This is a genomic window from Epilithonimonas sp. KH_059, assembly GCF_057838485.1.
Window position 1 is genome coordinate 303,075 of sequence record NZ_CM174468.1, and the last position, 24,141, is coordinate 327,215.

General features: G+C 35.6%; 21 protein-coding genes. 12 read left to right on the top strand and 9 right to left on the bottom strand.

From position 1 onward, the window contains the following. Nucleotides 1-46: 46 nt before the first annotated feature. The 3 genes from AC3IRX_RS01410 (at nt 47) to AC3IRX_RS01420 (ending at nt 2,061) form a co-directional block, all read left to right on the top strand. On the top strand, nt 47-670 hold the full coding sequence (locus tag AC3IRX_RS01410; RefSeq protein WP_489210725.1) for an NAD(P)H-dependent oxidoreductase: 624 nt from the start codon (nt 47-49) through the stop codon (nt 668-670). Between the two features lie 97 nt (nt 671-767). Then, a complete protein-coding gene (locus AC3IRX_RS01415; RefSeq protein WP_489210726.1) occupies nt 768-1,442 on the top strand; it encodes a type 1 glutamine amidotransferase domain-containing protein in 675 nt (224 codons plus the stop codon). A 46-nt stretch (nt 1,443-1,488) separates the two neighbouring features. Then, on the top strand, nt 1,489-2,061 hold the full coding sequence (locus AC3IRX_RS01420; protein WP_489210727.1) for a Crp/Fnr family transcriptional regulator: 573 nt from the start codon (nt 1,489-1,491) through the stop codon (nt 2,059-2,061). 33 nt (nt 2,062-2,094) lie between these two features. Here the strand turns inward: AC3IRX_RS01420 and AC3IRX_RS01425 are convergent, their stop codons facing one another. Continuing rightward, nucleotides 2,095-3,762 carry a helix-turn-helix domain-containing protein gene (locus AC3IRX_RS01425; protein WP_489210728.1) on the bottom strand — a complete coding sequence of 556 codons (1,668 nt, stop codon included), beginning with the start codon at nt 3,760-3,762 and terminating at the stop codon, nt 2,095-2,097. A gap of 294 nt (nt 3,763-4,056) precedes the next feature. Between AC3IRX_RS01425 and AC3IRX_RS01430 the strand changes: the two genes are divergently transcribed. The 3 genes from AC3IRX_RS01430 (at nt 4,057) to AC3IRX_RS01440 (ending at nt 5,303) form a co-directional block, all read left to right on the top strand. Next, nucleotides 4,057-4,356, top strand: a complete 300-nt coding sequence (locus AC3IRX_RS01430; RefSeq protein ID WP_489210729.1) for a hypothetical protein — start codon at nt 4,057-4,059, stop codon at nt 4,354-4,356. A 16-nt stretch (nt 4,357-4,372) separates the two neighbouring features. Continuing rightward, entirely contained in the window at nt 4,373-4,585 is a 213-nt protein-coding gene (locus AC3IRX_RS01435) for a hypothetical protein (RefSeq protein ID WP_489210730.1), read from the top strand. Between the two features lie 394 nt (nt 4,586-4,979). Further along, a complete protein-coding gene (locus AC3IRX_RS01440) occupies nt 4,980-5,303 on the top strand; it encodes a hypothetical protein (RefSeq protein WP_489210731.1) in 324 nt (107 codons plus the stop codon). A gap of 42 nt (nt 5,304-5,345) precedes the next feature. On the opposite strand, the gene AC3IRX_RS01445 is transcribed toward AC3IRX_RS01440, so the two are convergent. From AC3IRX_RS01445 to AC3IRX_RS01455, 3 genes are read right to left on the bottom strand one after another with little or no spacing between them, the layout of a single operon-like run. Next, entirely contained in the window at nt 5,346-6,680 is a 1,335-nt protein-coding gene (locus tag AC3IRX_RS01445) for a RagB/SusD family nutrient uptake outer membrane protein (protein ID WP_489210732.1), read from the bottom strand. 5 nt (nt 6,681-6,685) lie between these two features. Continuing rightward, a complete protein-coding gene (locus AC3IRX_RS01450) occupies nt 6,686-9,883 on the bottom strand; it encodes a SusC/RagA family TonB-linked outer membrane protein (protein ID WP_489210733.1) in 3,198 nt (1,065 codons plus the stop codon). Between the two features lie 21 nt (nt 9,884-9,904). Further along, complete coding sequence (locus tag AC3IRX_RS01455) at nt 9,905-11,173, bottom strand: TlpA family protein disulfide reductase (protein ID WP_489210734.1); 1,269 nt, start codon at nt 11,171-11,173, stop codon at nt 9,905-9,907. Between the two features lie 739 nt (nt 11,174-11,912). Between AC3IRX_RS01455 and AC3IRX_RS01460 the strand changes: the two genes are divergently transcribed. From AC3IRX_RS01460 to istB, 6 genes are all read left to right on the top strand, one after another. Continuing rightward, entirely contained in the window at nt 11,913-12,062 is a 150-nt protein-coding gene (locus AC3IRX_RS01460) for a hypothetical protein (protein ID WP_489210735.1), read from the top strand. 179 nt (nt 12,063-12,241) lie between these two features. Beyond that, complete coding sequence (locus tag AC3IRX_RS01465; protein ID WP_489210736.1) at nt 12,242-12,631, top strand: hypothetical protein; 390 nt, start codon at nt 12,242-12,244, stop codon at nt 12,629-12,631. A gap of 315 nt (nt 12,632-12,946) precedes the next feature. Next, nucleotides 12,947-13,396, top strand: a complete 450-nt coding sequence (locus tag AC3IRX_RS01470) for a hypothetical protein (protein ID WP_489210737.1) — start codon at nt 12,947-12,949, stop codon at nt 13,394-13,396. 954 nt (nt 13,397-14,350) lie between these two features. Continuing rightward, nucleotides 14,351-14,668 (top strand): restriction endonuclease subunit S, encoded by a 318-nt coding sequence (locus AC3IRX_RS01475; RefSeq protein ID WP_489211497.1) that lies wholly within the window; start codon nt 14,351-14,353, stop codon nt 14,666-14,668. A gap of 192 nt (nt 14,669-14,860) precedes the next feature. After that, on the top strand, nt 14,861-16,414 hold the full coding sequence (istA, locus tag AC3IRX_RS01480; protein ID WP_489210738.1) for an IS21 family transposase: 1,554 nt from the start codon (nt 14,861-14,863) through the stop codon (nt 16,412-16,414). Nucleotides 16,415-16,432: 18 nt separating this feature from the next. Next, nucleotides 16,433-17,179, top strand: coding sequence for an IS21-like element helper ATPase IstB (istB, locus tag AC3IRX_RS01485; protein WP_489210739.1), 747 nt, complete (start codon nt 16,433-16,435; stop codon nt 17,177-17,179). A 312-nt stretch (nt 17,180-17,491) separates the two neighbouring features. Here istB and AC3IRX_RS01490 read toward each other — a convergent pair whose 3' ends face one another. The 5 genes from AC3IRX_RS01490 to AC3IRX_RS01510 all read right to left on the bottom strand — a co-directional run bounded on the left by AC3IRX_RS01490 (nt 17,492) and on the right by AC3IRX_RS01510 (nt 24,097). Beyond that, nucleotides 17,492-18,127: a hypothetical protein gene (locus AC3IRX_RS01490; protein WP_489210740.1), complete on the bottom strand. Its 636-nt coding sequence runs from the start codon at nt 18,125-18,127 to the stop codon at nt 17,492-17,494. 95 nt (nt 18,128-18,222) lie between these two features. Next, nucleotides 18,223-19,425, bottom strand: coding sequence for an IS256 family transposase (locus AC3IRX_RS01495; RefSeq protein WP_489208805.1), 1,203 nt, complete (start codon nt 19,423-19,425; stop codon nt 18,223-18,225). Between the two features lie 237 nt (nt 19,426-19,662). Further along, on the bottom strand, nt 19,663-20,361 hold the full coding sequence (locus AC3IRX_RS01500; protein WP_489210741.1) for a hypothetical protein: 699 nt from the start codon (nt 20,359-20,361) through the stop codon (nt 19,663-19,665). Next, the gene (locus AC3IRX_RS01505) at nt 20,361-22,871 is read right to left on the bottom strand and encodes a sensor histidine kinase (protein WP_489210742.1); all 2,511 of its coding nucleotides are present in this window, start codon (nt 22,869-22,871) and stop codon (nt 20,361-20,363) included. Before AC3IRX_RS01505 ends, AC3IRX_RS01500 begins: the two co-directional genes overlap by 1 nt. After that, the gene (locus AC3IRX_RS01510; RefSeq protein WP_489210743.1) at nt 22,868-24,097 is read right to left on the bottom strand and encodes a DNA cytosine methyltransferase; all 1,230 of its coding nucleotides are present in this window, start codon (nt 24,095-24,097) and stop codon (nt 22,868-22,870) included. Before AC3IRX_RS01510 ends, AC3IRX_RS01505 begins: the two co-directional genes overlap by 4 nt. Nucleotides 24,098-24,141 lie beyond the last annotated feature (44 nt).

Genomic DNA, 24,141 nt, shown 5'->3' on the forward strand with positions numbered 1-24,141 from the left:
GAAATCCGCCATTAAGCCTCAATTTTGCACTATCAAATTTAGTACAATGAAAAAGATATTTGTAATCAATGGCGGACAGCATTTTGCACATTCCGGAGGAGCGTTTAATAAAACATTAACGCAATGGACCGCAGATTTTTTACTTGAAAATGAACTTCAAATTCGAGTGATAGACATCAATGATGATTTTGTTCCCATGGATGAAGTTGAAAATTTTAAGTGGGCAGATTTAATTATTTACAACACACCCATTTGGTGGTTTCAGTTGCCCTTTAAAATGAAAAAATACATTGATGAAGTGTTCACTGCAGGGCATCAGAATGGCATCTATCAAAGTGACGGTCGTTCAAGGAAAAATCCCGCTATCAATTACGGAACGGGTGGTTTAATGCAGGACAAAAAGTATATGGTTAATTCTACATGGAACGCACCGGATACAGCATTTACTCTTCCTGGCGAGTTTTTTGATCAAACTTCTGTTGACGACGGTGTTCTCTATGGATTCCATCGAATGAATGCCTTTGCAGGTATGGAAAAAATTCAGGGATTTCATTTCCATGATCTAGAAAAGAATGCAACTCAACAGCGCATTGAGAATTATAAGAAAGAGTATGCCAAACACCTAACTCAGGTTTTCGGTAAAGTTCTAAATAACGAGATGGTATCCTAAAAAATGATTAAAGATGAAAATTATAAACTTTGCAACCCTTTTAATGGCTATCCTACTAGCAACAAATTTTAATGCACAATCAACAAATACTCCTAACATGAAAAAGAAAATATTATTTGTAGTAACCAGCCACGACACCAAAGGTAGTTCTGGCCAAAAAACCGGATATTTTTTGGGTGAAGTATCCCATCCTTGGGAAGTACTCACCAAAGCCGGTTTTGAAATCGATTTTGTAAGTCCAAAAGGAGGTACTCCTCCCGTAGATGGTTTTGATTTGACAGATGAAACCAATCGATTGTTTTGGGAAGATGCCTATTACCAAGACAAAATAAGCAACAGTATGAAACCAAGCGATGTGAAACCAGAAACGTATGAGGCTATCTATTTTGCAGGTGGACACGGCGCAATGTGGGATCTACCTCTAAACGAAGAAATTGCCAAAATAGCAGCTCAGATTTACGAGAAAAAAGGTGTGGTTGCCGCCGTATGTCATGGACCGGCAGGTATAATCAATATTAAATTGAATGATGGGTCTTACTTAGTTTCAGGCAAAAAAGTGAATGGCTTTACTAATGAAGAAGAAGAACTCGTGAAATTAACGAATGTAGTTCCTTTCTTACTAGAGGATCAACTGAAAGAACGGGGTGGTATTTTTGAAAAATCAGCACCGTGGGAAGTTCATGTGACAACCGATCAACGTTTAATCACGGGACAAAATCCTCAATCCGCAAAAGCCGTTGGAGAAGCGGTGGTAAAGGAATTAGCAAAATAAAATTGCTTTTTAAAATTTAGAAAATTCCATTTCGTATTTTTGCGAAATGGAATTTTCTGCTTTTTTACGCAATCATATCGAGGAAATTGTTTCGTTGACCGACGAAGATTTCGACTTGGTTTCTTCTTATTTTAAACCTCGAGAGGTAGTGAAAAAAGAATACTTGATAGAAAGCGGTCAAATCGTTGAATCCGAATTTTTGGTTCAAAAAGGACTTCTCAAAGCCTTTAGCCATGATCATTTAATGAAAGAACACATTGTGCAATTTGCGATGGAAAACTGGTGGATTTCAGATTATGTAGCCTACGCAAATACCGATAGAGGTGAAATGTGCGTGCAAGCTTTAGAGCCTTGCATAGTCTTAGAATTGAGTTTAGAAGACAAACAAAATATGTGTAGCAAAGTGCCTAAAATGTATCAGTTTCACAACGCAAAGTCCTTTAGTGGATATGTGGCCCTGCAAAAAAGGGTTCTTTCGATGATGAAAAATTCTGCCAAAGAAAAATACGAATTGCTACTCCGCCAATATCCGGAACTTTTCCAGCGGGTTTCTAAAACAATGATTGCTCATTATCTTGGTGTATCTAGAGAAACACTTAGCCGTTTAGAAAGAGACTGATGCTTTATGAGATCAAGGTCGTATCGATCTCCCTTATCCTCGGTTCTTTTTCATTCGTTCATAATATTCTGTTGGAGTGACTCCAAAAAAATCATGAAATAATCGAGTGAAGGTTTGGCGGCTTGTAAAGCCGGCTTGCTCGGCGATATCTTGAACTGAAAAACTCTTGAGTTTTGAGGATTTATTTATTTGTCTTGCCGCAAACTCCAATCGGAGTCGATTGATATAAAAACTGAAATTTTCTTTCTCTGAGGTATTAACCACATAGCTAATGAGCCTCGGTGACAATTCTAGCATTGCAGCGACATTCTCTACTTTAATCCCTTTCTGTACAAAACCCTGATCCTTCTTGAATTGATTTAGTGCATGGATTGCGGTTTTTATTTGATTTTCTGTAAATGGTTCTGGGGGACCTTTTACTTTTCGCATCGCTCTTAAAAAGAGAATTTTTGCCTTCCTTTTTATTAAGGATCTTTTCGGTTTAAAATATTTAAGTAAAAAGAGGCCTCCTCCAATGAAGAGAATTATCAAAAGTTGCATTAAACGGCTGGTCAACGATACACCAATCGTTTCGGATTTAGCCTTGTCAGTAGCGGGGTCAAATTCTCGTAGGACTGCTACTGCCATATAAGCCTCCTCCCTATTTTCGATACTATCTAATTTTATTAGTTGATTTAGATAATAAACCTTCTGCTCATGGTCAGTCTTCGATTCCATGCCTTGGATTAAATATCGATAATTCAAACGTAGTTCCGGCTCAAAGAAACCATACTTCGAAAACAGGGAATCTACAGCCAAGAAATGCCGCTTGGCTTTTGTCTTTTCCTTCAGATCTAGACTTGTTTTCCCCAAATAATAGTGAGTCAAGGCAAGCGCCGTAAAATCTTCTTCATATTTAAGAAGGAATAAGGCATCAGAAAGAACGGAATAGGAGCTGTTGAAATCCTCTGTGAATAGGAGATCCATTCCACGGCCTAACATAAACTTCCCTCTTTCTTCAGAATAGTCCTCTAATGCATTCAACTCTTCAAGTCCTTCTGAAATAAGATCACGAGCTGCTGAATATTCCTTTAATTGACGTTTAACAAGGCTTTGTTGATAGAGAGAATTCAGATAGCCTTTGGTCAAATTGTGGCGCTCGTTCAAATGCAATTTATTGTTTTTGACATTCTCTAAACCCCTTTTGAAATAATCCACGCACTGCGCAAAATGAGAATCAGCTTCCCCGTAAAAACCAAGGTATTTCTTAACTAAGCCAATGTGAAACTGTATTTTGTAATTTAAGTAGGAATCTTTTGATTTTTGAACCGCTCTGTGGGCTCTTCGGTATTCGTCAAGTGCTTTTCTGTAATCTCGGAAATTATAATAGTAAACGATTCCCTTGCCTAAAAAAGCTTTTGCAATTAAACTATGGTCTTTTGAAAGCTTCGCTGCCACCAAACTGCTGTCCGCGTAGTGCAATTTTACGTCTCTGTCTCCCATAAAATAGACTGCGTCCTCATAAACGTAGGTTAAATGCTGATAATCTTTCTGGAATTTTGCAGCTTTTATACTCTGATTTAAAGGCACTAGCGCCCTAACGTCATTTTCAGAAAAATGACCATACAGCTTATCATAATAGTCATAGTTTTGGGTAAAACCTTGCGAAATTGCATAGTTTGAGGCTAAAATTAGGACTAAAGAAGGGAACGGATTACGCATACTCGCACGTATTTGATAAAAATAAAACTTTTTTTCAATTATTTTTCAACTTTTAGTATGCTTTGCATAATATCATTAAAATACCGCACCCGAATTGATAGGAGCCCACTTTTCACTATTTCTGATGAAATTTCGCCTCAAAAAGGAGGGAACGGATTCTGCATGTGAGGGAACGGATCACGATCCGTTCCCTACCCGAAAATTTTCATATGCCTGAATTACATACATTTACCCCAAGAATTCTATCAAACAAAAAATCAACCGGCCGGGCTAATCTTAAAACATTAACCCATTATGAAAAACCAAACATTTCAATTTGCAGCCTACAGTGGCTTCGCTGTTATTCTACTATCAACTGTTTTATTATCGTGTCAAGATCGCGATTCTATGCCCGCTTCTTTTAAAGTGGAAAATCCTACAGGCACCATTTTAAAACCTCAAGATTTATTTCTTGAAGATGGCAATAAAGACACGACCAAATTGCCTCCTAAAAAAGATAGACAACATTGGATAGAAACCGAAGATAGCAATAAGGACACGACCAAACTACCCCCGAAAAAGGACAGACAACATTGGTTAGAAACTGAGGGCTAAAAAAAATCCCAAATCTATGAGTACTCATAAACATGGGATTTCTTACAGGGATTTCTTTTTTGAAAAAGATCCTGTTGTAATCTTAACCTACTCTGGACAGAAATGTCCATGTGACGGAACTTGGGAAACGATTGGAACTCCTAAGACTCGAATTGTCTTAGCCAAAGACCAACTCACTCCCACCTATCTGAGAAAGAACGTCTATTGGAAACTTCGAAAGAGTGGATAGGAATTCAACGAAGATCAAGTCAACTTGGCTAAGTGCAGTTCAGATTCCTTTTGAAATAACATACCCTAAAGTTTAGATTCAATAGTACTGAATTGAAACCAATCTCAAACGATCTTGAAACTTAAACTTGAGAGTTATAATGAGGCTACAACTTATAGCAATGTGCGGTGTCTATGAATATAAACATAGACCGACAAAAGAGATATTAAGAAGGTTCGCGAACTTCTTAATTGCATGCTGCAGCATGCATGACACTTGTCAACTGTGAATTTCAGTTGGCTACAATGTACAAGGGAGAACCTATTGTTCTCCCGAATACATAGCAACCGATTGACTAGGAATAGTCAAGTACCAATTTTATCAATATTTATTTTAATTATTAAATTTTTTTACAATGAAAACCATTTCATTTTTAAGAACCAACGCAATGTTGGTAGTCGCCCTGCTAACAGCAGGAATTACAATGTCATTTCAAATGGCAGAGAAAAGTCAGAATGCTGACGATATTGTTTATCACTACATAGGCACAAGTATGTCTGATGATTTCAGTGATGAGAACAATTGGAGTACCCAGAATAATTCTAATCCATGTGGATCGGAAGAAATGCTACCCTGCAATATCACGCTTCCTGACAACGTCGATCTTGATGTTTTTTTGGAAACAAAAAGCAGACAAGAAATACTTGATCTTTCAGATGGTTTCAAATCTGAACTATAAAAACCAAAGGTCAATTAATGGGTGGGGTCTGTACCCCACCTTTTATCTTCTATTCTGTGGCATCCCTGAAATTTCAATAACTTCTTCAGGAATAGCTATTGCATAACGAAGATCATTTGGGGGCAACGTGAAAGTTTCCCCTTTAATGGTTCTGCTTAAGGTGATATTTGCGCCATCTCTATTGTATCTTTTAATATCTGCCCATCGAAGCCCGCGCATAAGTAGCTCCTTTCTGCGTTCTACACGAATTAGCTCAATGGCATCTTCTTTCGAATCGGCAGTAAAACTAACAAAGGTACCGCGCTTCCAACGTGTAATTAGTAATTGATTGAGTTGTTCCATCGCTTTTGAAGTCTGACCTAACTGCGCATACGATTCGGCAATATTTAAATAGAGTTCATCGGTTGCAAGCGCATTGCTCATCAAGGTAGAACCCGTATAATTCCCCCTGAACCCTATTCCACCGCCAGCTTTTTCTGTAAATTGAAGTGCTTTACGAAGGTCATTGTCTTCATAACTATTATAGAAGTTTTCGTGAATATTAATTCGATTCTTATGAAGAAAGTACGCGGAAACCTTAGTACTAGGGAAAATCAATTCCTCATGCATGATTTGAAATGGATAAGGGGCATCTGCATTAAGTTCATTATAGTCAAGTAATTTGGAATACAATGAAAGGGCTTGATTGCCATACAACAGCGATTTCTCATAATTTCCCATGTACAAATAGGCTCTTGAGAGATAACCAAATGCAGTTACTTTAGATGGGCGTACAATTGAAACTTGGCTAGGGGGAAGTAAATCCACTGCCGTGTGCAAATCTTCTAGAATTTGTTCAAATGTTTTATCTAATGTCGATCTTGCAGAAGGGGTATTCATGTCTGCAGTTAATCGCAAAGGAAGTCCTAGTTCATTCGAGGCCGTCGATGGATCATAGGCGAGGCACCATGTTTGAGCAGCCTCAAGATAAGCAGCCGCGCGATAAACTAAAGCTTGACCTCGTAAATTATCAGCATTTTCAAATTTATAATGTTTTATATTGTCAAGGACTGTATTATGAACAACAATCTTAGCAAATAGATTAACCCAATCATTATCACCGGGCGTTGATACATGATCTGGTTTCCAAATATAAAGCATTTTTTCAAAATCAAATCTGTTTACATCGTAGTCAGCATCTGAGACATAATAGTCATCTGCTGAAATTTCTCCACTTGCGGTATACCCTGCACGTAATATGGAACGATCTAGTAGAGCCTGATTATCTTCTATGGTTTCCGCAATCGTTAATTTTGAGTTCGATTTTACGTCCAAAAACCGATCACAACTGCTAAGTATAAATATTAAACTGCTCAAAAGGCAAATGATGTTTTTCATAATTTTTAAAATTTTAAGTGAAGACCAAGTGAATAAGTTGTACTTGGCTTTATCGAATTTGTTCCTAGGAAATATTGTGGATCAATATTGTGTTTATTTGCACTCCATAGTAGGCCAAGATTATTTATCGCACAATAAACTCGAAGCGATTTAAGAGATAAATTATTAAGTTCATTTTTACCAAAATCATAACCGAAATTGAGGTATTGCAACCTTACATGGTCTCCTTTTTCAACCAAAGTGCTTGAACCTGCATAAAAATTATCACGTGCTGCATTTGAACTGTAAATGAGTGAAGGTACCTCTGTGAAATTCTCATCTCCTGGATTCTGCCAACGAAGACCAAAATCACTATGTCCAACCGAGCCCGATATTAAGGGATTGTACGCAATAGAACTACGTCTAAACCAATACCCCAGTTTGTAGCTCATTGCAATGTCAAGCGAAAAGTGACCCAACGAAAATGTATTAATAAACGATCCATACGTGGTGGGTATGGCTGACCCAAAATATTCTAGATCCTCAATCCCTTTATCCGAACCTGTAATTGCAGAATAATTCTTACTAACCTCGCCATCGAGAAATCCTTGGGGATCCCCAGTGACTGGGTCAAGGCCAGCCCATTTATAGGCAAAGACAGAATATACAGGGAGTCCAACTTTACCGGATACTGAGGAACTACCTGCTTTTGAAACATAATACGATGCCGGTACATCGTTAAGATAATACTCTGTAATTTGGTCATGTGCAGTACTAAAGTTCAAAATGGTATTCCATAAAAATTGTCGACTGACAATATTTTGAGTATTAAGTTCGATATCTACTCCTCTACTTTTCATACCGGCAACATTCCATAGCATACTGCGAATTCCCGTGGTCGAATCAAGCGGAGCTTCACCAAACAGATTACTCCCGTTCTTCATAAAATAATCGATAGATCCTGCAATACGATTGTTCCTTGATGCAAAATCAATTGCGAGATTTACCACTTTAGAAGTTTCCCAACGTAAATTTGGATTTAAAAAGTTAGCTATTCGTGCGGTTTTCTCTCCTGTATAGATATAGTTACTTGAATCGTAAATTAAAGTTGTGACCGCCACCATCGCAGGATCAATATTCCCACTAAAGCCATAAGAACTTCGGAATTTAAAATTAGGAAGCCAAGCTATAGAATAGAAATCTTCATTCGATAGGTTCCACGAAAAACCAGCAGACCAAAATGGATTCCATTGATCATTTGTTTTCAGACCAAACAGATTACTTGCATCACGTCGTGCACTAGCAGAAATAATGTACTTTTTATCAAAAACATATGCCGCGTTCGCATACATCGAAATGAATCGATTATTATATTCCTGCATTCCTTGTAGATTCGCAATGTTCGTTTTACTACCGGTAAAGAAATCAAGATATGGCGTTACATAATCAACATAGGATGCAGTCTGCCTTTTGGAATCATACCCGTATAACCGATCTTGATCATTTGTAGATTTCCAAGATCTTGTTTCTACACCTGCAAGTGCAGTTACATCATGTCGAGTAGATGAATAATTATAATTTAACTGACCTCGGACATTATTTACTCCAATGGTTCCAACGGACTTGTCTAAGATCGCACCTTTAGGTACATTCCAATTAAGCGAATTGGACGAATCAAAATAGGCAAAACTATTAATATAGTTCCTTGCATAATAGCTTTGTTCATCATGTAGAGTTCTGCTATTTTCATTTGTTGTTTGATATTGATACTTGAGATTAAGATCCAATCCTTTTACAATCTTATACTGTAGGGTCGAATTAAGGGTAACTTCTGTGCTAGTTTGTGTCCTCACAGAATGCTCCCAATCTGTCAAAGGGTAGTAATTCCAATCGTAGAGACCGCTACCCACTAGCATATCTTTTGCACGTTGATTATATCTAGACCAAAATACAGCAGGCTTCCCATTCTCTTCCGCGAATCGTAAATACGGAAATTGCAAATTCCCGTCGATCTTTACATCATCAAATCCAAAACGCCCCGATTTATTCTTCGTATTTGCTATAAGAGCACCAAGTTGAATTCTAAGTCGATCAGTTGGCTTCCAGGTATTCTGCAAACTGAAGTTTAGCCTCTTGAATTCCTCTTCAAGATTTCCTGAGTTCTGATCGTAACCTAAAGAAGAAATCCAATTGAATTTGGAACTACCTCCAGAAAGATTCAATGCGTATTGTTGATTGTGTAGTGGCGTATACATATATCTATAGTACTGATCTCTAATGTCAATTTGACGAAGCGCATCGATTTGACGATCGGCTTCTTCAGAGGACATGAACCCTTTTTCAGCTTGGTTAAGTAAATCCACAACCGGTGATAAAACGGGACGTGAAGATGAATTTATTCTACTCTTGTATGCACCCCGACTAAATAATTCGCGCTCAAAATCAATATAGTCAGAACTTGACATTCTCGTATTATACCTAAGATCAGGCTTATCGCTTAAAGTAGTGTTAACGGTCAACTCGACAGTCAATGGCTGGGAATACTTTCCCTTTTTCGTAGTAATAACAATGACCCCGTTCGCTGCCCTCGCTCCCCAAATACTAGAAGCCGCTGCGTCTTTTAGGACGGTGACAGACTCAACCATGTCTGGGGAAATGTTGTTTATGTCTCCCTCGTAAGGAAAATCATCAACCACAATAAGTGGACTTTTGGGTCCCCTAATGGTACTGAGGCCTCGTACCATTAAATGAGTTCCTCCAACGCCACTATTCAATGTAAGCCCATTTACAATAGCAGGTAGCCGGTCAATAATATTGGTTGAAACTTGCTTTCTCAACAATTTATCTCCGACAACGGAATACGAACCTGTGGCGCGCTCTTTTGAAATCTGTTCGTATCCTGTCGATAGGATTACTTCTTCAATCGACTCTGTCTTAGGGATTAATATTATTTTTAAAGGTTTTGCTAGTGGCAATTCAAGTTCTAGTTGCTGTGCTGAATAACCCGGACCTGAAACTGATATGGTCACCTTTGGTACATTTGTATTCAAATTGAATTCACCGTTTTTATCCGTAAGAGAAACCGTTTTTGAATGTCGCGACGTAACTAAAATTCCAGCCAATGGCTTCTGGTCTGCTTGATCTATAATTGTCCCTGTCACTGTATACTGGCCATATGCACTTGCAAACAGCACTATAAAGGAAGCTGATAATATATTTTTCATAGAAATAGTTTATTAAATTAATTATTGGTGATCTTTGATGACCAGCATCAAGAGTTGTCGTTCACTCTCTTTCACATTGAATCCAGCCTGGTTTAGTGCAAGTTTGACCTCTTCAAAACGGCCTAATTTTAGAATATCCCTTGAAATTTCAAGATCGAGACCCGATTCAATAATTAAAGGAAACTTCACAATTGGCAGCTCATTAAGTTCGTTGACAACATATTTCGAATTTGATTTCTTTTCTTTAGCACCTTCTTTATTTTCTACCAAGGAACTTTTATTAAAGTTTGTTTTCTTCGTAAGAACAAAACATTTACGTCGAACTTCCTTTATTTCTGCCAAATATTCCGTACTCTGATTTAGATAGCTAAGCATATCGGGGTAAAGCGACTTAGCACGAGATATCGGAGTAATAAATTCAAAACTGTAATAATTTTCATGTCTTTGAGGATCGTCTATTTCTCCAGGTTTCAATTTATCAGGGTTCTGACTTAGTATAAGTATCCTATTACTTCTGAAATCAGCTCCCTTTGCTTCGAAAATCTCTCGTACAATTCCTCTGTAAATATCTATGAGAGGCCTATTCTTAAATTGGCGTCCATAGGTTATTGTTCCACTCCGATGAAACTTATTGCCGTAATTTATTGCGCGAATCAGACCTTTTGCTAGAAACTGATAACTCACAAGGGATGCATCTCGTTCCAAGTCAAATTGTTCTGCCAACATCATGGGGCGTTTGTGATCTAATTGCAAGACTGTTTGAAGCACTGAATTTTCACCTTGTATTACTTTTTTAATATTCTCTGATGTCACCTGTTGTGCATCGGTCAAATTAAGCACCTTTCCATCCTTAATCCAGACAACATAGGGGAATGCCCTTGGCAAAAACTGAGTAGTTAAAATCTTATCATCTGATATCGATTCTATAAAGTGGTATTTCTTACCAATTTTTGTCTGAAAGAATTTTTCAAGTGTTTCTGTGCTTTCATAGGCTACTGGAATCACTTTTAGTTGACCTTCTAATTCTTTTTCAATCGGGTGGAGTTTTAGAAAACTTTGCAAACATGAGCCACACCATGTTGCCCAGAAATCTAACAGAATCAATTTGTCTCGATTCTCCCCTAAAGTTGTTGTCTTTTGCGGACTATTCACCATGAGATGAGTTGTTGTCCAGAAATCTTCAGGAAGTACATCTCCTACTTTGAAAGCTCTCTGCTGGGCAGGAATTTTGAGGCATAGTAGTACTAAAAATAATAGGGCAATGATATCCCTGCAAAACTTATTTTCCATAGTTTTGTTCTTGGTTTTTTTGGTTAAACAATTATTAAGACCACGCTCTTTCCCGTATTGCTTCTACTCAAGGGAAAGGGCATTTTTATTTTTATACGTAAGTTTTTCGCAATTGACCTAAGTCTTTTTTGGGAGTTAGATTTCCCTTCTCGTCGGCATATAGCTTCTGCATTGCGAAGGAAAATCCTTCCCAAAAAAATATAATGAAGATATGAATGTAAAGATGGGTTGAAAGATGGTATCTGAAGCCATCTGATGCTCGTTATCAGGGGTTTTAAACACCTGACTAAAAAGTTTGAAAGAAAAAACCAACACTACCCGCAAATCAATCTTTAATCGATTTGGGTAAGTGGAAAAAACATCTTACTTTTAACGTGCGAGTTAGATTAGCAGATAGTAAATTCCGTCAACCTCAAATTGAAGGGCTGGGTTGCTTTTTGAATTGGAAATGTAGGATCAGTTACCTAAATAGGCAATTATGTCTCTACCCCACTTTCAAAAGTGGGCAATGTTGGCAATTTGTGTGTTCTTAAATAGTACTTCTCCTACCTTTTGTTTGGATTGGGAGTGTATAAGGCAATTGAAATTTGCAGATTTTGGGCAGCCATCACCATACCGTATACTATTAGAAGGAAGCTTTGGTGACCTTTTATAAATCTAGACAATTAGACTTTTAAAGTCTTTTGTTCTTAAGGAGGTAAATGATTTAATGTCGTTCTCATGGTAAAATTGTGGGTTTATGGAACGATGTACTCTGAAAAGTAATGGAGAAAAAATAGAGGCGAACTCCAAAGCTTTGAAAGGGGCACCGCAAAGAGCCCGCCATAACCTAAGCTATGGTTCCGAAAAGTCTTACATGAAGTTCGCCCTATTAGATATACAAAAGTAATGAAATCTAATAGAATGTGGCGAACCCATGTCAACTCATTCGGATTTTTGCGGTTTCCTTTCCTGAGTGACATCATTCGTAATTGCATAAAGCACTTACTTTTAGTCGCTATTTTAATTAAGTAAAGCAAATATAACAAAAGTTTGCGTACTACACAAACTTTTAAAAATAAAATTAATATGTCAGAAAGGAAAAATATTGTAAATAGAATAAAAACTATAACTATCGATAAAGGCGCATCTTCTCGTTTGCTATCGTTGTGGGTAGATGTTGATTATACAACAGTTAGTCAGTGGAATTCTAATAAGTATCAACCCAATAGTGATAAGCTTAATAAAATAGGCGAATTACTTCAAGTAGATAATATGGACTTGTTTGAACCACAAAATAGAATTGATACAGGTTTGGCTAAGGCATTACAAAAAGAACTCGTAAGATTACATAATATCGAAAAAATACCCTACGAGATTGAGCAAATAAATGAAACGACTGGAAAAGCCAATATGGTTAATAATCCAAAGCTTATCCATGCATTGAAGGAATTTGCAAGAAAATATACAAAAATATAAAATCCACAAACCTTAACTGGCGATTGTATTTCTACTGTCTATAAGGGTTGAAAAGACTTTTTTTTTTGAGTTTACGGAAAACCGTAATGGGAAATGAAAAGTTGTTAGTATTTTAGACTCCAAGAAAGTGCAAATACTTTTTATATATTTGATTTAATAATAAAATAAGAGGATTGTTATACATATTAACAAGTAAGCTTTAAAGTTAAGAGCAACTATAACGTCAAGCACTTTTTTTGTCAATTTTCAAAAACGAATTACGAATGTTATTTCAGAAGTTTTCACAAGTCTGCAACTTCTAAATCTTTAGCAGCATTGAAAATTCTGAAATCAATCCCTAAAATTGAGTGGGATAGAATTGCTGACATTTTCACGAAAGATCAACTAATAATTGAAGTGAATTATCTCAAGGACTCTATGATTTCTGTTTCAACGGGTGGTCAGAGAATTCAAAATGTAAATGATGAGTACCAAAAACGATTTTCTTTGGTTGATAAAGCACTCAAACGACTTCCCTTTGAAAATCCAAATATTTTTAACGACTTATGGACTTGGTATGCAAGATGGAATTCAGGAGAAATGCCACAATACAAAGCTAGACGTGCATTTATCGGAGAAATGTATGGAAACTTATTAAAGGCTTTACAAGAAACAGAACAACCTGCACTATTAAACATTTCAGTTAATTTAACAGGTTGGGAACGTATTTATAGAACGACTAAAGAAATTAAGATGCGACTTAAACAAGCGTCAAACGAAGAATAATTTCATACTGTTGGTTTACTTTGTAGAGAAACAATTATTTCAATTGCGCAAGCAATTTTTAACGAAGATAAACATACAACATTAGACGGAGTTAAAGCAAGTAAGACAGACATTAAAAATAAAGCCCGAACCGCTAACAGCAGTTTGGAGAGATTTTTAGGCTGAGTTTAAAGATAGTTTTGTATTTGGAAAATTGGTGATTATTCGAAAATCTCACATCTTTTTTCCCCAACCTAGCCACGTGCTACAACGTTGGGCAACTTTAAAAAAAACAAACACCTCAAATTATGATTGAAGCACCAAATCTGACTAATGTAACACAACACCGAAATGGAAATCCAAATGGTCTAAAAGCAATTTTACTTGCACCAAAATTTAACAAAAGAAGTTTTGATGATGTCTTTCAATGAATAGAATATTTGAATAATAGAACAGGAAAAACACTTCATTTCTATTGTGCTGGTTATTGTGCATATCAACCTGGTATTGGTGATGCAAAAAAATTAAATACCAATTTTACATCTAACCCAGATGGTATCCCTTGGTCATTTAGCTAAAAACAATTTGCTGACTTTATCGCTGATTTTGAAAAAGAAGGTAATTGGACTTATTCAGGAAATACTGAAATAATAATTCTTGAAAATCAAGAAAATTTCAAGATTTGCATTGTTTTGAAAAATGATGAGATGATAAAAGATAATATTATTGGTAGCGTAAATGAGATAATTGAAGCATTAATTCAATATTCTAGAAAAAACTGATTCAATCCAAAAAATTAGCTTAATAGAAATTGGTAAAGTAACTGGTGAAGAAACAGTTAAATGGATTTTATCATTCTTACCAAAACCATTTGACTATTTGCAGAATATTTGGAAATAAGGAAAGCACTACACTGAAGTTGATTTAGAATAACAAGTCGCCCGACAGTGGTTTGATACAAAACAATATAAAGAAATTGTCAATAAAAATTTAGCAGCAACAATAAATTCTATTAATGGAAGTGATTTAAAGAAATTTAAAATTCCTTTTTCTTCTGTGGATGAGCAAAAAAAAAATTCATCTTTACTTTCATTTGTTGATAATAGAATAGAATTATCAATGAAAATAATTTTTCATTTAGAAACCTCAATCAGGGCTTATCTAAAAAATATTTTTTCTAAGAAATTTAGATTTAAAAACAAGAATGGAAAGGATTTTATAGATTGTGAAAGACAGTATTTAAGTGAATTGGATATTACGGATCAAATTGTGCCACCCAATTCGGTCTATTAGTGCCACCTAATTCGGTTCAAATTGTGCCACTGATTACGATCTGAATTTTCGGTTCAAATTGTGCCACCCAAAACGGTTCAAATTGTGCCACTGATCACGATTCGAAATTTCGGTTCAAATTGTGCCACCTAATTCGGTTCAAATTGTGCCACTAGGAAGATCAAGTATCTTATCTTGTAAAAAAGATAAGCTATGGCGAATATACTTGATCCTATGGACTTTAAACAAATTCTTACACTTCATTTAGACGGTTATAGTAATCGTCAAATTGCAGTTACGCTTGGAATATCACGTAACACAATCAACTCCTACATTAACCGCGTTAGGGCCGGTAATTACTGCGTAAAGGAACTTGTGCAACAAACCCCTGCGCAGCTTAGTGAAATGTTCCCGCATACAAGCACGGTGGACTCAAATCGTCAAGATAAACTCCTGCAGTATTTTGACCAAATTAATTTGGCTCGTAATCACCCTGGATTTACTTTCCAGTATCATTATCAACAGTATGTCTCTCTAGTGGATACACCCTACAGCTACACTCAATTCCTTGAGCATTACCACCGAAAACATAGCAAGATTAAAGGGTCAATGAAACTTGAGCATGAGCCAGGAAAAGAAATGTTTGTGGATTATGCTGGTAAAAAGCTTAAGATAGTTGATAAAGCAACAGGTGAAGAAATGGCTGTGGAAGTTTTTGTGTGTATACTCCCTAATAGCCATTATACCTATGTAGAGGCGTGCGTGAGTCAGAAAAAAGAAGACTTCATCAAATGTTGTGAGAATGCACTGCATTTTTATCAAGGGGTACCTAAAGCTATTGTTTGTGATAACCTTAAATCAGCGGTAAGTCGAGCAAGTAAATACGAGCCGAGAATTAATCGATCCTTTAAAGATTTTGCGCACCATTACGGCTGTGTTGTGAATCCTACGCGCACCTATGCCCCACAAGATAAAGCGTTGGTGGAGAATGCAGTCAATCTAGTCTATCAACGGATCTATTATCCAATGCGAGAAATGAACTTTTTTACATTAGAGGATCTAAACAAGGAAATTAAAACGTTACTCACGGCTTATAACAAGTTACTCTTCCAAAGAAAGGACGCAAGTCGACTCGAGTTGTTTAGAACCGTAGAAAAAGAATACCTAAAAGAACTTCCTACCGAAGGTTTTGAAATGACAGAATACTGCAGGGCAAAAGTTCAGAAGATTGGATATGTGTACTTCTCCGCAGACAAGTCTTATTACAGTGTGCCCTATCGTTTTATAGGCAAGAATACCATTATTCAATATACAGCAAATCATGTGGAAGTGTATTATAATCATGAGCGTATTGCTCACCATAAGCGCCTCTGTTCTAAAGGGGTCTATAATACAAATCCGGATCATTTATCTAGTACTCATAAAGCGTACAGGGATTGGAGTCCCCAATACTTCCTAAACAAAGCATTGCCCTACGGAGAACACGTTGTTGCATGCGTAGAACAAATCCTCCAGGACTCTGAGTACCCTGAGGTTGGATACAAGCGAATCATGGGGCTTCTATTGCTAAGTAAGTCTTATGGTTCGGAACGTTTAAATCGGGCTTGCTATTGGGCAATTAAATACGACATGGTATCCTTTAATCGTATTAGAAATATCCTAAAGAACAATGTGGATAAAACATCATTTTATTATACAGATCTAGAAAGGGAGGAATCCCATATCCCGGAACATGAGAATATCCGTGGTGCCTCAGCTTACAACTAAAAAATTAATCTATTTATTATGAATCAAATCCAAACCGTAGAACGACTACGAAAAATGCGTTTAAGTGCAATGGCACTTATGCATCAACAGTTTACTCAAAGTTCCAAGTCTCTTGAACTTACTCCAGATGAGTATCTTACTTTATTAACGGACCACCAATGGGAGGATCGTGTAAATCGTAAAATGCAAAACCTAATAAAGCAAGCAGGCTTTCGACAACGAGCGAGTATAATGGATGTGGACTTCTCACCCGAGCGTCACTTGGACAAGAACATGTTTATGAGGCTCTCCACTCTGGACCTTATAAAAAGGAATGAGAACCTAATCATTACTGGAGCCGCAGGAACCGGTAAAAGCTATCTTGCACAAGCTCTCGGCCATCAGGCTTGTATTATGGAATACAAAACTTTATATCGTGTGACAGCGAAGCTTTTAAATGAGTTGAGACTCAGTAAGATGGATGGAACCTACCTTGCGTCACTCAAGAAAATAATAAAAGTAGATTTACTTATTATTGATGACTTTGGCTTGCAAGCTTTAGATGCAACGACTAGAGAAATACTATTAGATATAATTGATGAACGATATTCCTCAGGGACAACAATTATTACCTCTCAAGTACCGGTATCGGCTTGGCATGGACTAATTGGAGAAGGAACTTTAGCTGACGCAATCTTAGATCGTATTGTAAACTCTGCACATCGTATTAATTTACAGGGTGAATCTTTGCGAAAAAACAAAATCAATACTAATTATAATCAATAAAAAACTTAATATTGCATGATCTTCCTAGTGGCACTGTTTGACCGAAACACCTGGCACCATCACTCCGAAATACTCATGAATTTGGAAAAATAGTTACTGGAAAAGGTAGGGATAGTGTCCCAAGTACTAAAAATTTACTTCAATAGATTTATCATTTACAATGTGATCTATAGTTTGACTTAGAATATCTTGACAATATCGGAAAGCGAATCATACAAAAGGTTCAAGAATCTGTCTAGATTTTTATTGAAGGGGTAGGCGGGTAAGCTGAATGGATTTTCTTCAATGTGGGGACCTAACGGAGGGATAGTGTCACTCTAGTAGAGTAGCATTAGGATTTCCTAATATTTGGATATTTGATTTAAGTTTGTATAAATAATCAGTTAGAGTATGTCTTATTCTGGCACTTTTGTCATTTCTAAGATAATGAGTTATTCTTTGATTTGTGATAAAATGAATAATATCTTTTAATTGTGAAAATGTATAATTTTTTTCAATTCCGATTTCAAGGCTTCGCTTAATGATGTAGTTAAGCTCTGTCTTCATTAAGATTACAATGTCAATACTGATGTTTTCCAATCCATCCTCCTTGAATTCAGACATTGATGTAGGAATATTACCAAATCCAAGAAAGGTTGTTGCTCCCTTTTCAACAGCGTAAGAAGCAATTTTATTATTTGAGTTACAAGCCAAACAAAACACCTTCTTTCCAGTAAAGATATTAACATTATCTTTATTAATGAAATCATCATTGTAGTAATACTTATCAGGCTGCTCAGCTACTGCATCCTTGCTTACGAAATCTAAATTGTCATATAAATCTCCTTTAGCACCATAAAGCTTTGTAGTTCTACCATGACCAAAGAAAATAATAAGTCCATTATTAGGATTGGATCTAATCCTATCAATACATTGGCTATGAGACTCATCGTTAGAATAAACAGACACTATCCCAAAAAGTGTGTAAGTTGAAAAGTATTGGCTTGAGATTTATAAGACACTATCCCAAAAAGTGTGTAAGTTGAAAAGTATTGGCTTGAGATTTATAATTTAAGCCTATCTTCAAATATAAGCATAAATTGATTGAGTACGATACCCCAATCTCTAATAGGCATTGTCCATTTTTTTGTTGCTTCTCTTAAGGCGAGGAAAACTGACTTTAAAACTGCATCATCCGTAGGAAAGGACATTTTATTTTTGGTGTATTTTCTTATTTTTCCATTGAGATTTTCGATTAAATTTGTGGTGTAAATGATTTTTCGGATTTCAACAGGGAATTCAAAAAACACGGTTAATTCATCCCAATTATCTCTCCAGGACTTAATTGCATAGGAATATTTAGATTCCCATTTTTCTGCAAAATCATTTAAAGCGGCTTCTGCGGCTTGTTTTGTGGGTGCGTTGTAGATATGTTTCATATCGGAAGTAAAGGCTTTCCTGTCCTTCCAAACCACATATTTGCAAGCATTTCTAATTTGATGAACTACGCAAATTTGAGTTTGCGATTGGGGGAACACACTGCGAATAGTCTGGGTGAATCCATTAAGGTTATCCGTTGCAGTGATAAGTATGTCTTCCACGCCACGTGCTTTCATATCGGTTAACACGCTCATCCAAAAACTGGAGCTTTCACTCTTCCCTAGCCACATTCCTAGAACTTCTTTCTTTCCGTCACGTCGCAGACCCACAGCAAGATAGATGGTTTTATTGATGACTTTAGAGTTCTCACGAACTTTAAAAACGATTCCATCCATCCAAACAATAAGGTATAAATCCTCTAAAGGTCGATTTTGCCAAGCGACAATTTCACTGGAAACAGCATTGGTGATCCTGGAGATTGTTGAGGTTGAGACATCAAAATCATACATGTCCTTGATTTGTTCTTCAATATCACTCACACTCATTCCTTTGGCGTAAAATGATATTATAATATTTTCTAAACCATCAATAATATTGTGCCTTTTGGGAACTATCATCGGCTCAAAAGTACTTTGTCGATCACGCGGAACTTTAATTTCATCTTCGCCAAAAGAGGTTTTTATCTTCTTACTCTGATGACCATTGCGATAGTTGCCGTCTTTCGTTTTCTGATGTTTATTAGTATCTAGATGGTCATCTAGTTCTGCTTCGAGCATATGTTCTACGGCTCGTTTGTGCATTGTTTTGAAGAACGAGGTAAGATCTTCGCTGTTCTTGAAGGATTTGTAAAAATCCTTGTTGTTTAATAATTCTTCTTTGTCAATCATAACTGTATAAAGTTTAAAAATAGTAAAAAGTTATTTCCGAAAAAGTTTTGAGTTTTTAAGGACTCAAAATTTTTCAGAATAACTTTTCAACTTACACAGTTAGTGAAACACTACCAATAAACATTAAAATGATGAATTTTATCTTCAAATTTTTGAATTAAATAGCTTTTAATCTTATCAAGAAATGAGGTAGTTTTATCGTTAGGGTGAACAATTAAAATTTCTTTTTGTACCATCTTAAATGCTTTCTGTTAAATGAGTGATTACCTGCTGAATGATTTCTTTTTTAAATTCAGTCCGCAAGTGGTCGTGTTCTTCCAAAATGGTTGCTATCTCTTGAAAAGTCTTCCCTTTAAAATTATCATTAACAAATTTGTTAGCAAATATTAACTCAGGGAATTTTGCTAATTCTTCTTCTATAATTAAATCTAATGTTTCGTCAGTGCCTTCTAAAATTCGAATAATATCTGCATCATAATTTTCTCTACCTACAAAGCCTTTTATATCAGCATTGATTAATGTTTTAATTCTATCAAGAAGCTCTTTTTTACTTAAAGTATCATTTTTGAAGTCATCGATCTTCGATGATAATTTTTCTTCGAGCAAACCCGAATATAATAGCTTTGGAGTGTTCTTAAATATCTTATTATGGGTAAGTAGCCTCATTAACTCAATACCGTCAATAGTATCGTCGCTTAAATCCCAGTCAAAAGCTGCAAGATGAAACGTTGTGCCTGAAAATCTCTTTTTATATTCTGCAACAACCTTATCAAGATCAATCTTACCACCAGTTAATAGTTCTGTTTCAAAAGTACTACCCACATTAAACTGAGCACACTCAACAGTAATACCCTTCTTTTGAGCATCGCGTTCCAGTTTTACAATTTCTTCAGACTGATCTTCATTATCAATTATAATACATCTTTTCACCATCATCAGCTAATTAGAATTTCAAAACAGGCTCCTCTTAACCCAATATTATTTCCAATAAATTCAATAGTTCCTTTAAGAGATTTCAATGCTGATCTAACGGAATTTAATCCAATACCAGAACCGTCGGTGGTTGTTACCCCTAACTCAAATATTTTATCTGGTTTTTCCAAAAAGTTTTTAGGAACTCCTTTACCATTATCAGAAAAAAGTATTTTTAATTGTGTCAATGTAGGATTACTCATTTCAATACTAACTTTTGATGCGCCAGCCTTTTCAGCATTAGATATTAAGTCGTCCAAGACTAAAGAAATATCCAAAACGCTTACTTTTTTCACCAAGGTAGCTTCATTAACACTTAATTCAAAATCCAAATCGCTCTTGTCATAAATATCCGAATAGATTTTAATGTACTGGTTAATATATTTTACAACATCAATAACCTGCTCGTTCTTATCGGTGTTGAAATTAGCTCTTGTTATTAACTTACTAACTTTTAATGCTTTTTCAGCTTGAAATTTTATATTTCCAAGCGACTTCAATACTTCACTATCCTTAGCACCACCATTCAATATTTTATCATAAAGATTATCTACACTGGTACTTATTTTCTTCGAAGTAATTTTGATATTATGAACTAATCCTTTAGCATCCTCACTTAAACTACGGGAAGAGCTGCGTAAATAGGTGTTTTTTTCTCGTTCTAAATTAAGCTCTCGTTCATAATTTTCTTTTTCTTTTTGAGTTTTTTCTAGTGCTTCTTTTTCTTCTCTAAGTTTTAATTCTAATTCTTCCTTGTCTTTTAAGATTTCTTCATACTTTCTTTGCAATGATTCGTGAATATCATCAAGGTCTTTCGCTTCATTTTTCACTGTATCGGAATAGTTATTTAGAACTCCGGAAAAAGCTTCAATCTCTTTAGAGCTGGAAGAAATTTTGAAAAGTACTTCTTCTAAAGTTTTAGGATCGATTTTATCCGATTTTTCTTTTAATGAATTTAATGCAATTTCAAGTTCAGCTTTTGCCTGTTCTCTTTGTTCGGCAATAATCTTTTTTATAAATTCATCATTAATTTTTAAATCAGTTATATCACCTTTTCTTACATCAATAATATTGTTAATTACTGATAAAATTCGTTTGTTCCGTGTGAGATTATCTTCACTGTATTTTTCCTTTGACTCATCCCATTTCTTATCATATACATCTCTTTCTATAATATTAGAATCAACAGGGGTACTATCCCATTTGATACCCTCCACAACAAATCTTTCTAATCTTCTAAAAGTTTTGTAATAATAACCATATGGACTATTTGACTTGGTTAATTGCTCAAAAGGAACATTATTTACAATCCCCGATCTGTTGGAAATGATTTTAAATTTCTCTTTATCGTCAAATATTTCTATACGTCCTACAATTTCACGGGTTCCCAAAAATCTACTGTGCCCTTGTCCTTTACGCATTTCGATTCCTAACCAATCATCACCAACGTCTCCGTAGGGAGGTATTCTAAAACCGTTTATAAATAAATAAATAGAACCAAAATCTACCGATTTAATTCCAGTTTGTTTTGTAAAATATGCCTTTGCGTAAGTATTCAAATAAAATATCGTTACTTCTATATTTGCTAGTTGGCTGAATGGATTGTTTTCCCTTAAGACAAAAATTTCATTTCCTCTGTCCTGTAAAGTGGTTGTAATATACTCTCCCTTTTCATCAATAGAGGAATGGATGGAAGTTGTTCTAAAATCCAGATTTTCAAAAATTCTATTTTTTACTTCTCCATTGATTTTATTATACTCTTCTTGGTCTTCATCATGTTGTAGAAAATCTTCCGCTTTTATTTTTACACCGAATTGATTTACTTTGAATGCTTGATTGGGATTTATTAATCGTTCTAGCTGTCTTTTTAAACTAACGATTTTGTCAGAACGCCAATGCTCTCTTAGGCAAGATATTTCAAGGATAGTTCCATTTTGGAATACCTCATAATGTGTTTGGTCTATAAAATCACTTTCGGTTAACGTCTCTATCTCAAATTCAACATCTTGAATGTTAAAATCAATTTGTGCATCTACCTCAAATACACTCCAGTCAATAAATAGCTTCTTATATGATTGCCCTTTTTTTCGAGTGTAGATAGTTAAAAAACGTCCAAGCCTATCACAAGAAAAACGGCCAACTCCTTTATTCCCTGCAAGTACTCGTCCAAATTCCTCTCGCTTTTCTTTTTTCTCAGAATAGGCAATGTTTAACCATTTATCCTCTAAATCAGATTCTGCCATTCCTATACCTTTGTCTTGAATAATTAACTTAGAAGATTTATCGGTAGGTTCTTTTAGGTTACTTGAATCGTCATTTTTTAAGATGTTTTCAAAAATTATATCTACTGTTATAGAGCCAGCATCAAAGGAATTTTTGACCAACTCTAATACTGCAATATTATCATCGGTAATCAAATCTTTACCAATGATACTTTTGAGCAAAGCATTTGTCCTAAATCTTACCTTGCTCATCTATTTATCAATTTTTTTAAAATTAGTCCGCTTTGCTCTCCAAAAAGTGGCGGAATGGCATTCCCTATCTGTGAATACCTCGGAACTTCTTGCTTTCTCCTTTTACCACCGGTTGTATATTTACCTTGAAATTCATACCAATCAGGAAAAGATTGTATTCTTGCATATTCTCTTACAGTCAATATACGAGCCTCAGAGTAATGTATGTAGTCGTCAGGCAAGGTTGTAATTGTTGGACTTTTGCTTTTACCACATAAAGGTATGATAGTGTGTTTTTTTAAGTTATATCTTTCACGTATATCTTTACTAAGGTCAAAATTTCTTCTATTATTAGATAATTCAAGTATAATTTTAAATCTATCAGATGTAGATTGTTGATGGTTTGGAAATCGATGGCTATCAGCAATTTCCTTTCTAACCCATCTCCTCATATAAGCTTGATACTGTGTTACGCTCTTTCCATAAATTCCTGCTTGAAAACTTGGTGTGTCAGGCGATTCCTTTGTTCCGTTGCTTTTCAATAGATCTGAGATAGCATCTTGCAAGTTTATATCTTTAGATAAGCCTTTGTTTTTTAAAAAAGTAAAAGAATTCTGTTCTAGTGAATTGAAAAAATCATCCACTAATTGTTGAGACGAATCAGCTACATTACTTTTTATACCAATTAGTATAAACCTAGTTCGTTTCTGGGGTATTCCATAATCTCCTAAATTTACTAGCATTCCTTTAACAAAGTATCCTAGATCTTTCAATTTATTAGTTACAACGGCAGAATATGCAATGCCTTTTTCTTTGTTTTTTTTGAATTCCATTGTAAAGCCTTTGACATTTTCAAAAAAAATCATTTTAGGCTGTACATACTCTACGAATTTGATGTAAGAATTAATGAGGTCATTACGCTGATCAGATTCATTACGCCTTCCTGCCATAGAAAATCCTTGGCACGGTGGTCCCCCAGCAACTAAGGAAATTGTACCTCTCAAAGATTTTAAGTCTTCTTGATAAGTTTCAAGAACAGAATTTATATCGTGATTTTGCTTGGGTAACCATGCTGGCCAATCAAAATGTTTTTTGTTATTTATAAGGTTATGCTCTAAGGTTTTGAAAGCATCTGGACTCTTTTCTATAGCAAAAACTCCTTTCCAGCCTGCATTATGTAGTCCTAAGGAAAGTCCACCACAGCCGGCAAAGAGATCAATGTATTGATTATTGGATTGCATTGTCATAAAAACTACCAATATACATAATAATTATAATAAGAAACTAATTT

What these genes read in the sequence shown, in the direction of transcription:
- AC3IRX_RS01410 (WP_489210725.1), top strand. Translation starts at nt 47, where the DNA reads ATGAAAAAGATATTTGTAATCAATGGCGGACAGCATTTTGCACATTCC.
- AC3IRX_RS01415 (WP_489210726.1), top strand. Translation starts at nt 768, where the DNA reads ATGAAAAAGAAAATATTATTTGTAGTAACCAGCCACGACACCAAAGGT.
- AC3IRX_RS01420 (WP_489210727.1), top strand. Translation starts at nt 1,489, where the DNA reads ATGGAATTTTCTGCTTTTTTACGCAATCATATCGAGGAAATTGTTTCG.
- AC3IRX_RS01425 (WP_489210728.1), bottom strand. Translation starts at nt 3,762, where the DNA reads ATGCGTAATCCGTTCCCTTCTTTAGTCCTAATTTTAGCCTCAAACTAT.
- AC3IRX_RS01430 (WP_489210729.1), top strand. Translation starts at nt 4,057, where the DNA reads ATGAAAAACCAAACATTTCAATTTGCAGCCTACAGTGGCTTCGCTGTT.
- AC3IRX_RS01435 (WP_489210730.1), top strand. Translation starts at nt 4,373, where the DNA reads ATGAGTACTCATAAACATGGGATTTCTTACAGGGATTTCTTTTTTGAA.
- AC3IRX_RS01440 (WP_489210731.1), top strand. Translation starts at nt 4,980, where the DNA reads ATGAAAACCATTTCATTTTTAAGAACCAACGCAATGTTGGTAGTCGCC.
- AC3IRX_RS01445 (WP_489210732.1), bottom strand. Translation starts at nt 6,680, where the DNA reads ATGAAAAACATCATTTGCCTTTTGAGCAGTTTAATATTTATACTTAGC.
- AC3IRX_RS01450 (WP_489210733.1), bottom strand. Translation starts at nt 9,883, where the DNA reads ATGAAAAATATATTATCAGCTTCCTTTATAGTGCTGTTTGCAAGTGCA.
- AC3IRX_RS01455 (WP_489210734.1), bottom strand. Translation starts at nt 11,173, where the DNA reads ATGGAAAATAAGTTTTGCAGGGATATCATTGCCCTATTATTTTTAGTA.
- AC3IRX_RS01460 (WP_489210735.1), top strand. Translation starts at nt 11,913, where the DNA reads ATGGAACGATGTACTCTGAAAAGTAATGGAGAAAAAATAGAGGCGAAC.
- AC3IRX_RS01465 (WP_489210736.1), top strand. Translation starts at nt 12,242, where the DNA reads ATGTCAGAAAGGAAAAATATTGTAAATAGAATAAAAACTATAACTATC.
- istA (WP_489210738.1), top strand. Translation starts at nt 14,861, where the DNA reads ATGGCGAATATACTTGATCCTATGGACTTTAAACAAATTCTTACACTT.
- istB (WP_489210739.1), top strand. Translation starts at nt 16,433, where the DNA reads ATGAATCAAATCCAAACCGTAGAACGACTACGAAAAATGCGTTTAAGT.
- AC3IRX_RS01495 (WP_489208805.1), bottom strand. Translation starts at nt 19,425, where the DNA reads ATGATTGACAAAGAAGAATTATTAAACAACAAGGATTTTTACAAATCC.
- AC3IRX_RS01500 (WP_489210741.1), bottom strand. Translation starts at nt 20,361, where the DNA reads ATGATGGTGAAAAGATGTATTATAATTGATAATGAAGATCAGTCTGAA.
- AC3IRX_RS01505 (WP_489210742.1), bottom strand. Translation starts at nt 22,871, where the DNA reads ATGAGCAAGGTAAGATTTAGGACAAATGCTTTGCTCAAAAGTATCATT.
- AC3IRX_RS01510 (WP_489210743.1), bottom strand. Translation starts at nt 24,097, where the DNA reads ATGACAATGCAATCCAATAATCAATACATTGATCTCTTTGCCGGCTGT.